This is a genomic window from Nitrospirota bacterium, assembly GCA_016214855.1.
Taxonomy (GTDB): Bacteria; Nitrospirota; Thermodesulfovibrionia; order Thermodesulfovibrionales; family UBA6898; genus UBA6898.
Map to the genome: position 1 here is coordinate 80,676 of JACRMT010000013.1, position 13,469 is coordinate 94,144.

Annotated in this window: 12 protein-coding genes; 5 read left to right on the forward strand and 7 right to left on the reverse strand. The window is 52.2% G+C overall.

Going from position 1 to position 13,469, the window contains the following annotated elements:
- Positions 1–130: 130 nt before the first annotated feature.
- Positions 131–2,362 carry a DEAD/DEAH box helicase gene (locus tag HZB62_12080; GenBank protein ID MBI5075888.1) on the reverse strand — a complete coding sequence of 744 codons (2,232 nt, stop codon included), beginning with the start codon at positions 2,360–2,362 and terminating at the stop codon, positions 131–133.
- Positions 2,363–2,681: 319 nt separating this feature from the next.
- On the opposite strand from HZB62_12080, the gene HZB62_12085 reads away from it, so the two are divergent.
- Complete coding sequence (locus HZB62_12085) at positions 2,682–3,137, forward strand: thioredoxin family protein (protein MBI5075889.1); 456 nt, start codon at positions 2,682–2,684, stop codon at positions 3,135–3,137.
- 77 nt (positions 3,138–3,214) lie between these two features.
- Positions 3,215–4,024: an amidohydrolase family protein gene (locus tag HZB62_12090; protein MBI5075890.1), complete on the forward strand. Its 810-nt coding sequence runs from the start codon at positions 3,215–3,217 to the stop codon at positions 4,022–4,024.
- 55 nt (positions 4,025–4,079) lie between these two features.
- Here HZB62_12090 and HZB62_12095 read toward each other — a convergent pair whose 3' ends face one another.
- From HZB62_12095 to HZB62_12120, 6 genes are all read right to left on the reverse strand, one after another.
- Positions 4,080–4,376: a type II toxin-antitoxin system RelE/ParE family toxin gene (locus tag HZB62_12095; GenBank protein ID MBI5075891.1), complete on the reverse strand. Its 297-nt coding sequence runs from the start codon at positions 4,374–4,376 to the stop codon at positions 4,080–4,082.
- Complete coding sequence (locus tag HZB62_12100; protein MBI5075892.1) at positions 4,373–4,654, reverse strand: type II toxin-antitoxin system Phd/YefM family antitoxin; 282 nt, start codon at positions 4,652–4,654, stop codon at positions 4,373–4,375. The genes HZB62_12095 and HZB62_12100 overlap by 4 nt, the downstream gene beginning before the upstream one ends.
- Before the next feature lie 82 nt (positions 4,655–4,736).
- The gene (locus HZB62_12105; protein ID MBI5075893.1) at positions 4,737–7,475 is read right to left on the reverse strand and encodes a cyclic nucleotide-binding domain-containing protein; all 2,739 of its coding nucleotides are present in this window, start codon (positions 7,473–7,475) and stop codon (positions 4,737–4,739) included.
- A 66-nt stretch (positions 7,476–7,541) separates the two neighbouring features.
- Positions 7,542–8,138: a hypothetical protein gene (locus HZB62_12110; GenBank protein MBI5075894.1), complete on the reverse strand. Its 597-nt coding sequence runs from the start codon at positions 8,136–8,138 to the stop codon at positions 7,542–7,544.
- A 33-nt stretch (positions 8,139–8,171) separates the two neighbouring features.
- On the reverse strand, positions 8,172–8,615 hold the full coding sequence (locus tag HZB62_12115) for a M67 family metallopeptidase (protein MBI5075895.1): 444 nt from the start codon (positions 8,613–8,615) through the stop codon (positions 8,172–8,174).
- Between the two features lie 8 nt (positions 8,616–8,623).
- Positions 8,624–9,553 carry a cysteine synthase family protein gene (locus HZB62_12120; GenBank protein MBI5075896.1) on the reverse strand — a complete coding sequence of 310 codons (930 nt, stop codon included), beginning with the start codon at positions 9,551–9,553 and terminating at the stop codon, positions 8,624–8,626.
- A gap of 143 nt (positions 9,554–9,696) precedes the next feature.
- On the opposite strand from HZB62_12120, the gene iorA reads away from it, so the two are divergent.
- Genes iorA through HZB62_12135 form a run of 3 tightly spaced genes read left to right on the forward strand, consistent with a single transcriptional unit; the run spans position 9,697 to position 13,466 of the window.
- Positions 9,697–11,535 carry an indolepyruvate ferredoxin oxidoreductase subunit alpha gene (gene iorA, locus HZB62_12125; GenBank protein ID MBI5075897.1) on the forward strand — a complete coding sequence of 613 codons (1,839 nt, stop codon included), beginning with the start codon at positions 9,697–9,699 and terminating at the stop codon, positions 11,533–11,535.
- A complete protein-coding gene (locus HZB62_12130; GenBank protein ID MBI5075898.1) occupies positions 11,528–12,124 on the forward strand; it encodes an indolepyruvate oxidoreductase subunit beta in 597 nt (198 codons plus the stop codon). The genes iorA and HZB62_12130 overlap by 8 nt, the downstream gene beginning before the upstream one ends.
- Positions 12,125–12,164: 40 nt before the next feature.
- Complete coding sequence (locus HZB62_12135; GenBank protein MBI5075899.1) at positions 12,165–13,466, forward strand: phenylacetate--CoA ligase; 1,302 nt, start codon at positions 12,165–12,167, stop codon at positions 13,464–13,466.
- Positions 13,467–13,469 lie beyond the last annotated feature (3 nt).

Genomic DNA, 13,469 nt, shown 5'->3' on the forward strand with positions numbered 1-13,469 from the left:
CCCTTTGCCAAAGGGAGGTATCAAGCCCCTCTTTGGCAACCAACAGCAGGTGCCTTAAGCAAGAGGGTGAGGGGAGATTTTGATCTGTGTCAGCTTACCTCTAAACTTAATATTAGGAACTCAGACAGCATTACTGCTCCAGCCATCGTTTCAATAAAAACTTTGCACCTTGCTTGTCTAACGGCTCATTCCTGTTGCCGCACTGGGCATCCTGCACGCATGAGGGGCAGCCGCTCTCGCATTCGCAGTCTTCGATGATCCGCAGCGTGGCTCCAAGCCATTCAGGAATAATGTCCAATACCCTGCGCGTAAGTCCCACGCCCCCTTCATGGCCGTCGTACATGAAGATGGCCGGAAGGCCGAAATCAGGAAAACTGGTATGGCTCAGGCCGCCGATGTCGCCCCTGTCGCATAACACGAAGAGCGGCATGCAGGCGATGGCCGTATGCTCCACCGCATGTATCGTACCGCCCAGATCAAACCCTCTCGCTTCAATCTCCCGCTCGGTCGACCGGTCCAGAACGATCCAGAGGCCTTCGGTCTCGAATAAGTGATCCGGCAGTTGCAGCGGCGTGGTCGATATCCACTTGTTGTCTGAGACGCGCTTTGTGTCGTAGCCCATCACCTTCTGGACGATTCTCAGACGCCCCCAGTCAAAGGTCAGCCGGTTGAACCGCTTCGTCTCCTGCTTCGCAATGATCTGAGTCGTGTCACCGCTTACCGGCTGCGTGTAGAATGCAAGATTCGCCAATCTGCAGACAGCCCTTTTCTTCGGGATATCAAGCTCCACAACTTTATACTGCTTGCCGCGGTGCAGATACACAGCACCCGGAAAGGCCTCCCTGAATACCCGCGCTCCGCCCAATTCGCCGATGGTCCGGCCTGATTCATTGACCAGCATAAAGCGCTCGCCAGCTGCCCTGATGCTCAGATCCCTCTGCGGCATCTTGAGAGGCGAAAACCAGATACCGCTCTTTTTGCCGGGTACCAGCGTCTGTTCTGCAACAAGCTCTTCAATAAGCGGCAGGGCCTTCTGCATATCAAATGCAGGATCGCCCAGCGTCAGGTTCAGCTCAGTTGCAGCGCAGAGAAGGTGCCTTTTCATGATATACGCATTGAAAGGATCGATGACCGCAGCCTCATGGCTTTTTTCAAAGAACTCTGCAGGATGGCGCATGAAATAGTGGTCAAGGGCATCCTGGATCGCCACCAATATCACAAGGGATTCCTGCCCCTGCCTGCCTACCCTTCCGGCCCTCTGCCATGTGCTCGATACTGAGCCGGGGTACCCGCAGAGGATGCAGCAGTCAAGCCCGCCGATGTCAACACCGAGTTCGAGAGCGCTTGTCGAGACCACGCCAAGCAGCTCGCCGCTGAAAAGCCGTGCTTCAATCTCGCGGCGCTCCTCAGGCAGGAAACCTGCCCTATACGGACTGATCTTCTCTCGCAGGTCAGGGGCGTAGTTCACTGCCCAGTTGTGGATCAGCTCGGTGATCTTGCGCGCCTTGGTAAAGACGATCGTCCTCATCCCCTGCTTCATGCACTGCACGAAAAGCTTTGTTGCAAGCGTGTACGGGCTCTCGATAGGGCTCATGAAATAGAAATGTTTTCCGGCTGCCGGCGCGCCGCTTTCATCGACCACGCTGAACTGCAGTCCGGTCAGGTCTTCTGCAAGTCTGCCGGGATTTGCTATCGTTGCAGAGGCTGAGATGAACTGGGGGCTTGACCCGTAATGTTCACAGACACGCCTCAGCCTTCTGATCACCTGGGCAACGTGGGAGCCGAACACACCGCGGTATGTATGGATCTCGTCAATGACTATGTACCTCAGATTCCTGAAAAACCCTTCCCATTTTTTGTGGAACGGCAGGAATGCGAGATGGATCATGTCAGGGTTTGTAAAGATCACATTCGGCAGGTTCTCACGTATCTCCCGGCGTTTCGCGGCAGGGGTATCCCCGTCGTACACCTCTCCGACGATGCCAAGCCCGATCTCTTCAGACAGTTCGTTCAGGTTCTTCACCTGGTCCTGCTCAAGTCCTTTGAGCGGGAAGATGCAGAGGGCCTGCGTGTTGCGGTCAACAAGTATGGCTTCAAGGATAGGGATATTGTATGCAAGGCTTTTGCCGCTGGCAGTAGGGGTCATCAGGACAATGTTCCTGCCGAGCCTGATCTGGTCTATGGCCTCTGCCTGATGGCTGTAAAATTGTGAAATACCCCTCTTCAGAAAGATCGTTCTGAGCCGCTCATCAAGCTCTATAGTGCGGTAGTGTTCAGCAACCGGACGTATATGCCTGTGGCCTGCGCACTGGAGCTGCATCTCCCTGTCGTTATCGAGAAAATCGATGATTTCATTAATCATGATCTCTGATTGTAAAACACCCGGCTCTATTCATGCTAACATGCAACGCAGTCTCATAATGCTCCACGATCATAAAGGCAACCACACACGAAGCGGGAAGAGTCATAACCCCTCCTCGCCTCTGCTTAGGGCACCTACTGTTGGCCCTTATCTTCAGGGGAGGAATTAACCCCCTCTTGAGGTAAGAGGGGGAAAGGGGGCGTTATGTTCCCCTGTCCTCTTCACAAAGTTTCATGATCATGAGCACAATTTCATATCGCCATCCCATGTGCCTGTGATAAAATATATTCAGCAGACAGGAAACTGCGGGGAGGTCACCATGAAAAAGATATTATTGCCGGCAATACTGTTTATATTCGTGATGGGCAGTTCGGCATTTGCCGTTGGAGGAGACGTCAGGTGGTCTTCGCTCAAGGACGGTATGGTAAAGGCAAAGGCTGAAAAGAAACCGATCATCGTTGATTTCTTCTTCGGAAAAGGCTGCCCGCGTTGTGAAAAGCTCGAAAAATTCATCTATAGTGAGCCGAAGATCGCCAAGAAGATCAACGACGATTTTGTCCCGATCTTTATTGATCTGACCAAGCCCCTCACCAAAGAAGAAGAAGCCCTGGGCAACAAATATGATTATAAGAACGACTGCCTTATGCTCTTTCTGGACTACGATATGAATCTGCTTAAAGACCCCACGGGCAACAAGATGTGCTTTGTTGACCATGTCGAGCCCGATATTTTCAATGGCTATCTTGACATGATGAAAGGACAGATGAAAAAATAGACTCTGCGTCGTTACCCGCAATTAATACAACTCTCTCGCTTTGATTTCTGTTTTACGTTCGCCTTATACTATTCGCCATGAGCGGCATTATTGATTTCCATACCCATGCATTTCCTGATGGCCTGGCTGAGAGGGCTGTGCAGGCCCTGCTTGAAGAGGGCAGAAAGAAGTATGATGTGCAGGCGTATCTTGACGGCAGGATCTCATCGCTCCTGGCTTCCATGGACCGAAGCGGCATTGAAAAGAGCGTAATCTGCTCGATAGCGACCAAACCGTCCCAGTTCGATCCGATCATAAAATGGTCTAAACAGATCATGTCGGACAGGATCATCCCCTTCCCTTCCCTGCATCCTGAGTCTCCTGATGCTGTTCAGCAGGTGAAACAGATAAAGACCGAGGGATTCAGGGGGGTAAAATTTCATCCCTACTATCAGGACTTCGGGATTGACGAAAAAAGACTTTTTCCGATCTACGAGGAACTGCAGCAGCAGGGCTTGATCGTTGTAATGCATACCGGTTTCGACCTTGCCTTTGAACGCGACAGGAGATGCGATCCGGAGAAGATCCTGCATCTGCTCGAAGCATTCCCTGAACTGAAATTGGTCGCAACACATCTCGGCGCGTGGGAAGATTGGGATGAGGTCGAAAGACATCTTTCCGGAAAGAAGATCTATATGGAAATTTCATTTTCCCTTGACTGCATGCCGAAAGAGACGGCCCGCCGCATCATCCTGAACCATCCGAAAGACCATATTCTGTTTGGTTCGGATTCGCCCTGGGCTGATCAGGGCAAGGCAATTGAGCTTTTGAAGAGTCTCGAACTCGGGCAGGAGATGGAGGATCGAATCCTCCGGGGAAACGCATTAAGACTGCTTGAAACTGCCTGACACAATATTCACGGGGAGATGGCGCAGCTTGCAACCGGTCCCGTGAAGCAAAGCGCTATGCCATGATTTCATCTGTTGGCAAGATTTGCTTCACGTGCCGTATCGTAAGAATAGATATCAGCTTTTCTTCTGTCCGGCAAATAATTCTGTAATTGCCGTACAGCAATTCTTTTATTTTCGGGTTATTGATTTCCGGAACTGTTCGACCGCTTTCGGGAAACGACTGCAGTTGTTCGACTTTGGCAAAAACCGTCTCAATCCAGCTTTCCGCCGCACTTCTATTATCCTGTGCTATATATTCTGCAATCTCGCCTGCTCTGTCTATTGCAAGAGGAGACCAGACAACTTTCATTTTTTGATTCGGCCAAGCACGGCTGCCTTAGCATCGCCATGTTTAATCCCCTGGCCATTTTCGATCTGGCTGATCGACGTTTGAATATCCTGAAGCAGTTCAATCTTATCCTGCATTGACTCGAATTCATCCGCATCCAGCAGAACAGCGACACCTTTCCCATGCTGGGTAATAATAAGAGGGCGTTTTGTCACATGAATTTTTTTTATAAAAGATGCAATTCCGGTCCTAAACTCAGACATCGGCCTGATATCTTCATTAATTTTTGATCTTCTCATGTATCACCTCGTTACAATGTAATGTACATTGTAACGTAATATATATTGTACGATCAATTTTATTTTGAGCAGGCCTGTTCTTCTACACTGCAAGAAAAAGAATCAGATAGAACAGCGCAAAAAGCAGGACAGGTCTGTATGCAGCTCTGTTGTCACTAAAGCTTATAGAAAACCTATGCGCAACCTTCATGCTTATAGCAGAACCTGCCAGAAGGATCACGATCTGCAGCATCTTGATCGTAACAGATGATGCAGCAAAGGATGGAAGTGAGGCCTCCACCCCAATCTGCTTGCCAAGGACCTGAAGAAGCGTCCCTCCCATGGTGAGTACCCTCGTCAGATGAAAATTCACCTCAAAGGCTACACTGAGCGGTATCAGGCAATAGATGCCATATGCTGTTGCCCTTTGCGAGTTCTCCGAAACAGGGAAATACCGCCTGCCTGTCGCTGCAGCAAAAAGAACCGCTCCGCCAGTCATGCCGACGATGAGGAGAGCTGCATAAAGCCACCAGAGTGGCGCTGACCGAAGGGCATGAAACAGACCGACTTGTTCAAGCCCTCTGAAGATCTGCGTTCCGATAAGTGCTGAACCGATGATCACACCGCTCATCTCAAGGTTCGCCGAGGCCCAAAGCTCCTGCCCCGGGACGCGCAGATTAAATACCGGCGAGTTGTTCGGACAGATCTTTACACAGTTGCCGCAGAGCACACAGTTCTGATTTGAATGGAGTGAAAAAGGGCCCTCAAAGAGAGGACAGCCCTCGCCTTTTTCGTTGCCGACATAGCAGTCATGGTTCAGGCAGTTTGTGTTACAGATGTTATAGTTTGACCTGAGCTCAACAGCAGAGCAGCGTGATAGAAAGCCCACCAGTCCGCCCAGCGGGCAGAGATACCGGCACCAGGTCCGGCGCTCGAAAATATATCCGACAATGAGCGCCGATAGTGCAACCGTAAGCACGAGTATTGCTGTTGCCTTCGGTGAATGAGGCATATCAAAAACAGACTCGGCCCAGAATATGGAGGCGATCCCAACAGCCGTCAGGTAAATCCCATACGTGCGGATAATCTGCGGAACTTTGATCTTAAGTCCGAACGATCTGCCGATGAGATATCCGGTTGGACCCATAGGACAGGTACTGCACCACGACCGGGCGAGAAAGAAACTCCCAAGAACCACAGCCGGCTCCCAAAATGCCCAGGTAAGCACAAGGGCTAGATTGCGATTCGGGTCCTGACTGCCGAAAAAGCCGAGCAGTATGATCAGAGCTATGCCAGGCAGGGCAGCCACCTGTAGTGCGACCGGGAACTTTTTGTTAAGAAAAAGATTTTTGATCTTGTCATAGCTGAAAAGATCAAAGGCAATCTGGCCGCTGACAGGCGGCGGGCTGAGAAAGATATGCCCGGAAGAGAGCATGCAGTCTTGACAGATAGACATAGCCCTGCGAACGGCGCTCGCGAGCTCATCGTGGTTGCCGGGCCAGTCATATGCCATGATCGCCTTGTACGCGTCTTCGTCGAGGCCATCGATCGTCAGGCCGAGCTGCCGGTTGTAACGGTGAATATAGTGTTCAACGGTCTCCCGGATATCCTTTTTCCTTAATCTCAGCGGCGGGAGCATGATCCGGGTCGTACCGATCAGATCAAGAAGCTGCTGGCTGAACATTCCCTGTGCTGCGAGCATTTCGATATCGGCATGCGTGGTTGCAAGCACACGGACCCTTGCTCTCAGCGGAGTTGCGTCCCCGAAGGCGCAAAACGCGCCCGACAGGAGATAATCGGCGAGCATCGACTGTGCCGCTGCGGACAGGAGATCGATATTCTCGACGATGACAGCGCCGTTGTCTGCGAGTTGAAACAGGCCGATCCGTCTGCCCGTGCGGGAAGGCAGGGATTCTTTTGACCTTCCGAAAAGTGCGCTTATCTGAATCATTTCGAGGCTTAACCCTTTTTCGTAAGAGCCTTGATCGGAAAAGCCGACAGAGGCACCTGCGTCATAGGTAAAGAGATTGCCGTCGGTACGATGGATGAGAGCAGCAGCATCCCAGAGCTCGGTACCCGCCTCCCCCTGGACCAGCACATGCCCGTCTTCACCGGCGGCCTTGTCAATCTCGTCGAGGGCCTTGCGGATAACCGCCGTGCTGCCGAGGATTATTGGGGTATGCCTGCTGTTTTGTTCGGAGATGAATGCGCGGTATGCATCCTCAACAGCCTTTGCATCGGCGATCCGATCGGACCCTTTCATCAGACGTTCGGCAAGCACCCGGACAAATCCCCGCATAACAGACGGATTGGCTGCAAGCATTGAGTCGAAAACAGGCTTCGGCACAGAGATCAGCACGGTCCGTTCTTTGGTCGTGGCCGTAGAGGCGCGGTCAGCTCCGGTCAGGAGGGCAAGCTCGCCAAAACCCTCTCCTGGCCCAAGCACGGTAGTAGGGATCTCCCGTCCACTCTCACACGTCCGCGAAAGCGCAACACTGCCTGATACGATGATAAAGTAGCTGTCGCCCCTGTCATGCTGTCTGAAAATAACCGCATCCTCCGGCAGCGCCAGATGGAGAGACTGGCTTGCGATCGCCAGCAGCGAACTGACCGGTACAGGCTCAAACAAGGCAATATCCCGCAGACAGTCCTCTCGCTGTCGCAGCAGGCAACGCTGAAGGATCCTTTCGCTGATCCAGCCGTTTTCGGCCATGATAACGCCGATATACCGATGCTCGCCCTTTTTTATGAGTGCAGACTGGATATCAAGCGCCTTCTGAAGGTAATGCCTCGCTTCAGGCAGTTCACGGAGCAGATATTGTCCAAATGGCGTAATGTTCATGGCACAACAGCCTTCGGATCAGCGACCATGATCCTGGCTTCTCCAGATTGATGCATCAGTCTGTTTTTACGGCCTCACAAAAACAAAGGCTTCCTTTTCCATAAATACGTTTTGGTCCTTTCCGTATTTTTTTAGAAAGTCAGCCCACTCTGCAGCTGTTGCGGTAAACAGATAGGTCTTCTGCTCCTGATGCCAAACTGAAGGCAGCGAAACCGTCTTGTTCTTCACGGCTGCTTCCATCCAGGAGGCATCCAGAGGGATGATCTTCATGGTCTTTTCCTCTAATATTACCCGGGAAACGGTATGCACCGGCGTAACATGCAGCACCCACCAAAAGCTCAATACCTCGGGAGGAGAGTCCGCAATCGCATCGAGAAAGAGCATATCATCAACCCTGAAAAACCTTGAAGAAAGCGTTGCCGATGATCCCTTGAAGTCAGGTATCGTTATTTTATCTGCAGAAAAGAGCCATTCCCTGTTCAGTCCCTCCTCTGTCTTGCCCTCTTTCAGAATCCACTTGCCGTTTAATGCAGGCATATCGGCTATGGACTCTTTGCTATAAAAAGGGTTGACAGAGTGAACAATACAGCCGTTCAGAACGACTAAAGAAATTATTAAGATAAAAAGGATAAAAACAGATTTCGATACTGATCCAGGTCTCATACGTGCCCTCCCATTACATACTATGCAGCTGTTTCATTGTATCACACTGATAAAGTCCTGCTTTTCAGCATTCCAGAGGAACCCCCTGATCTCTCGCACCTGTCCCTCATACACGGCAACAACCAGATGCGTGGCATCAGGGAACTCCGGATCTCCAAAGACGGTCTGGACCTCTTTGTCCATGGCCGAGAAATAAGCCCCGCAGTCTATATGCGAATGATAGAATGCGATCACCTTTTCGCCCCGTGCAGCAGCCTCGTTGACAATGCGCTCCATTTCCTGACGGTCTATGGCATAGGCCTGGCGGCTGGTACGCGGATGCGTTTCAGGGTCCTGCGCATGAAGTTCATCCTGCAGGTTCCTGCATCTATGCACCTTCTGAACGCTGCCGTTGCCGACCACCAGTCCGCAACACTCGGCAGGATACTCCTCTTTGGCATGGTCCGAGACAGCCATGATAACGTCGGATGTCAGCATAGTCCTTCCTATAGCTCCCTGCTCAGGTAGCGGTCCCCACCGTCAGGGAACATTACAACAATAACCGCCTGCTCAAGCTTTTCAGCCGCCTTAAGCGCTGCGGACAAGGCCGCGCCAGAGGAATGACCCACAAACAGGCCTTCTTCCCGCGCCAGCCTCCTGGTCATAGCAAAGGCTGCTTCAGTATTGACAGTCAGACGTTCATCCGGAAAGCCCTTGTCGAAAACAGCAGGTACGATAGCGCCTTCTTCAAGATATTTCATGCCCTCAATGCCGTGCATGGCATCATCAGGGTGAACAGAGATGATCTTAACCGCCGGGTTATGCTCCCTGAGCGCTCTTCCTGCTCCCATGATCGTACCGCCAGTGCCGACACAGGCCACGAAATGAGTAACGGTCCCTTTGGTCCGGCTTATTATTTCAGGGCCAGTGGTCAGAGAATGCGCTTCAGGATTTGAAGGATTGTTATACTGGTCAGGCTGAAAATATCGGTCAGGGTCCCTGCCCACGATCTCCTTGGCAAGCCTGATGGCACCGTCAGCCCCTTCAAACGGACTGGAAAATATCAACTCTGCGCCGAAACCGGCAATGATCTTTTTGCGCTCAATGCCTGCGTTTTCCGGAATCACTATTTTCACACAATAGCCCTTAACAGCGCCGATCATTGCATAGGCAATACCGGTATTCCCTGATGAGGAGTCGATGATCGTCCTGTCCCGGGTGAGAAGTCCGGCAGCCTCAGCATCACTGATCATGTTTAACGCTGCCCGGTCTTTAACTGAGCCTCCGGGATTGCCTCTCTCGACCTTGGCGTAGATCCTGACCTTCGTGTTCAGGTGCGCTGAGATCTTTGCAATCCTTACAAGAGGTGTTTTCCCCACCAGGTCAATTACTGATCCCACCTGGCCCTGCTCTCTTTCATCATATGGTCTTGTCATGAGTGGATCATTATAACAGACAACAGCAGGGGCAGGCACTGCCATCAACATGGCAGGGAAAGCTCAAGATCAGGCCTGCTATATTAATTGAAAATAACATAGGGGTATGATAATCTAAACCTCATTTACAATAAGATAACCTCATGAAAAATAAGAAGAACATCGGAGAAAAAGTTCTGTTTTCCGGCAATGAAGCGATTGCCCGGGGCGCATATGAAGCAGGGGTGAAGGTCGCCTCCGGCTATCCGGGCACGCCTTCCACCGAAATACTCGAAAACCTCTGCCCCTATGAAGGAGTTTACACAGAGTGGGCTCCGAACGAAAAAGTTGCTCTTGAAGTTGCACTGGGGGCCTCTTTTGCCGGGGCCCGTGCTTTGGCAACCATGAAGCATGTCGGACTGAACGTTGCCGCTGATCCGCTCTTTACCGCAGCATATACCGGCGTCAAGGGCGGCCTGGTGATCGTCACGGCAGACGATCCCGAGATGCACAGTTCCCAGAACGAACAGGACAACCGGAACTATGCATACGCAGCAAAAGTGCCGATGCTGGAACCCTCAGATGCAGCAGAGGCAAAAGATTTTCTTAAAATCGCATACAGGATAAGCGAGGAATTTGATACGCCGGTCCTTTTCAGAACGACCACAAGGGTCGCCCATGTAAAAGGCATCATCACCATAGGCGAAACAGAGAGTTCGAAAGCCACGCTCGGCATTGAAAAGATGCCGGAGAAGTTCGTCATGCTTCCTGCACATGCGCGCAGACGCAGGGTTGAGCTCGAAAACCGGATGACCCGCCTCAGGGAATTTGCAGAGACATTTCCGGAAAACCGCATTGAATGGGCAGACAAGGATCGGGGGTTCATAACGTCGGGCGTCTCCTATCTTTATGTAAAAGAGGCCTTTCCCGCTGCTTCGGTCCTGAAGCTCGGCATGGCATATCCCTTTCCTGACCGAATGATCAGGGACTTTGCGTCTCAGATAAAGGAACTCTTTGTTGTGGAAGAGCTCGATCCGTTCATAGAAAATCATGTAAGGGCAATGGGCATCTCCTGCAAAGGCAAGGAGCTGATACCCGCCATGGGAGAACTGAATTCCCAGATCATAAGAAAGTCGATCACCGGCGAATCTGCAGGTGCCTCCTTCGAGCCTGTACAGATCCCGATGAGACCGCCGAACCTCTGCGCAGGATGTCCGCACAGGGGCATATTTCATGCGATCTCAAAACTGAAGGTATTTGTGGCGGGCGACATCGGCTGCTATACGCTTGCGGCACTCAAGCCGCTTTCGTCCATGGACTCCTGCATCTGTATGGGTGCAAGCATCGGCACTGCGTTCGGCATGGAAAAGGCGTTAGGCAAGGACTCTCTCGGCAAGATCGTTGCCGTGATCGGCGATTCGACATTTATGCATTCAGGCATTACCGGGCTTATTGATGTTGTCTATAACCGGGGGTTTTCTACGGTCATTATCCTTGACAACAGAACGACCGGCATGACCGGACACCAGCCGAACCCTTCAACCGGCACGACACTCGGCGGTGACAGCGGCGCCGGCATTGACATCGAGGCGCTCTGCAGGGCTGTCGGCGTAAAGCATATTGTAACGCTCAATCCCCATGAGCACGAGCAGGCCGAAAAGATCCTGAAACAGGAGATCGAGCGGCCCGAGCCTTCTGTCATCATCACCAAGGCGCCCTGCGCCCTGCTTCCCGAGATGAAGAAGCGCAAGGACAAAAGAATTCATACAGTCATCGAAGCCAACTGCACAGGATGCAGATCATGCCTCAGGATCGGCTGTCCTGCCATCGAGTGGGTGCCGCTCACGCCGGCAGAGGCAAAACAGCTCGGCTACAAAGAGACCCAGAAGGGCCATTCACATATCAACATGGTCATGTGCGATGGCTGCGGCCAGTGTGCGCCGCTCTGCAAGTTCAAGGCGATAGTCGTGGCAGGCCCGGGCAATGGTAATAAGAATGGATAAGGTCATGAACCTTTTTCTCTGCGGGGTCGGCGGACAGGGTATCCTCCTTGCCAGCGAGGTGATCTCATCTGCCTGCATGAATGCAGGCTTTGACGTAAAACAGAGCGAGGTGCATGGCATGGCCCAGCGCGGCGGATCGGTCATCTCTCATATCCGCTTCGGTAATAAGGTCCACTCACCACTCATCGAGTCAGGTGGTGCGGACTTTGTGGTCTCCTTTGAGATGCTTGAAGCGCTTCGTTATCTCCCCTATATGAACAAGGATACAAAGGTGATCGTGAATACGCAGAAGATCCTTCCTGCGCCGGTTGCGACCGGCATGGATACGTATCCTGCTGATGTCCTTGACCAGCTTGGCGGTCGGGGGCTTTCGCTCTTCCCTGTCGACGCCTTTGATATCGCACAATCGATAGGCGAAACCAGGGCGGTCAATATGGTGCTGGTCGGCGCACTTTCCGCCTTCCTGCCTCTTGACGAAAAGGCATTCATGCAGGTGATCGAACAACGGATACCGGAGAAGATCAGAAAAGTGAATATTGAGGCATTTCTTAAAGGTAAAGAGGCAGTCAGAATTCAGCTTGCACGCTGACAAGCTGGCAGGCCGGCAAGCAGGAGGCACTGAGAATATTATGATATGGAATGAAGAGTTCGAAACCCTGCCGCGTGAGGCATTAGAGGCCCTTCAGCTCAAGCGGCTGAAGAATCTTGTTGAGCGGGTCTATACCGCTGTTCCCTATTATCGTGAAAAGATGGACAAGGCCGGCGTAAAGCCGACGGACATCAAGAGCCTTTCCGACCTCCGGAAACTGCCGTTCACCACCAAAGAAGATCTGCGCCTGAACTATCCCTTCGGTCTTTTCGCCGTTCCTTTTGAGAAGGTCGTAAGGATCCATGCCTCATCAGGCACCACAGGCAAGCCTACCGTTGTGGGCTATACAAAAAATGATATTGATGCCTGGGCAGAGCTCATGGCACGGACACTTTCGGCAGGAGGCGCACATCCCGGCGATGTGGTGCATAATGCCTATGGGTATGGATTGTTCACCGGAGGCCTCGGGGCCCATTACGGGGCAGAACGGCTCGGCGCCGCAGTCATCCCCATCTCCGGCGGGAACTCCAAGCGCCAGATCATGCTGATGCAGGACTTCGGCTCAACCGTGCTTATGTGCACACCTTCGTATGCCCTGAACCTCGCTGATGTCATGAAAGAGATGAACGTTGATCCCAAAAGCCTGAAACTCCGTGTAGGCCTCTTCGGCGCAGAACCCTGGTCAGAGAATATGCGGCAGGAGATAGAGGCACGCCTGAATATCAAGGCCATAGACATCTTCGGCCTGAGCGAGGTCATGGGACCGGGTGTCGCTTCCGAATGCATTGAAGAGAAGCACGGCCTCCATGTCTTCGAGGATTATTTCATCCCCGAGATCGTGAATCCGGAGACCTTTGAGCCTGTGCCGCATGGAGAATTGGGCGAACTGGTCTTTACGACACTCACCAAAGAGGCCTTCCCGGTGATCCGCTATCGCACGAAAGACCTGTCGAGGATCATTGATGCACCCTGCTCCTGCGGCAGGACCTTCCACCGGATGCAGCGCATCACCGGCAGAACCGACGACATGCTGATCATCAGGGGTGTGAATGTCTTCCCTTCGCAGATCGAGCATGTGCTGATGTCCATCGAAGGCGTTGAGCCCCATTACCAGATCATTGTTGACCGGCAGGCATCCCTCGATATCATGGAGGTGCAGGTCGAGGTGAGTGAGAACATCTTCTCTGACGAGATCAAGGTGCTCGAAAAACTGGGCAAGAGGATCGAGCGGGAGATCAAGGACCTTCTTGGCGTCTCCTGCAAGGTGAAGCTCGTTGAGCCGAAGACCATTCAGAGGTCTGAGGGCAAGGCAAAACGGGTGATCGATAACAGGAAACTGTAGAAT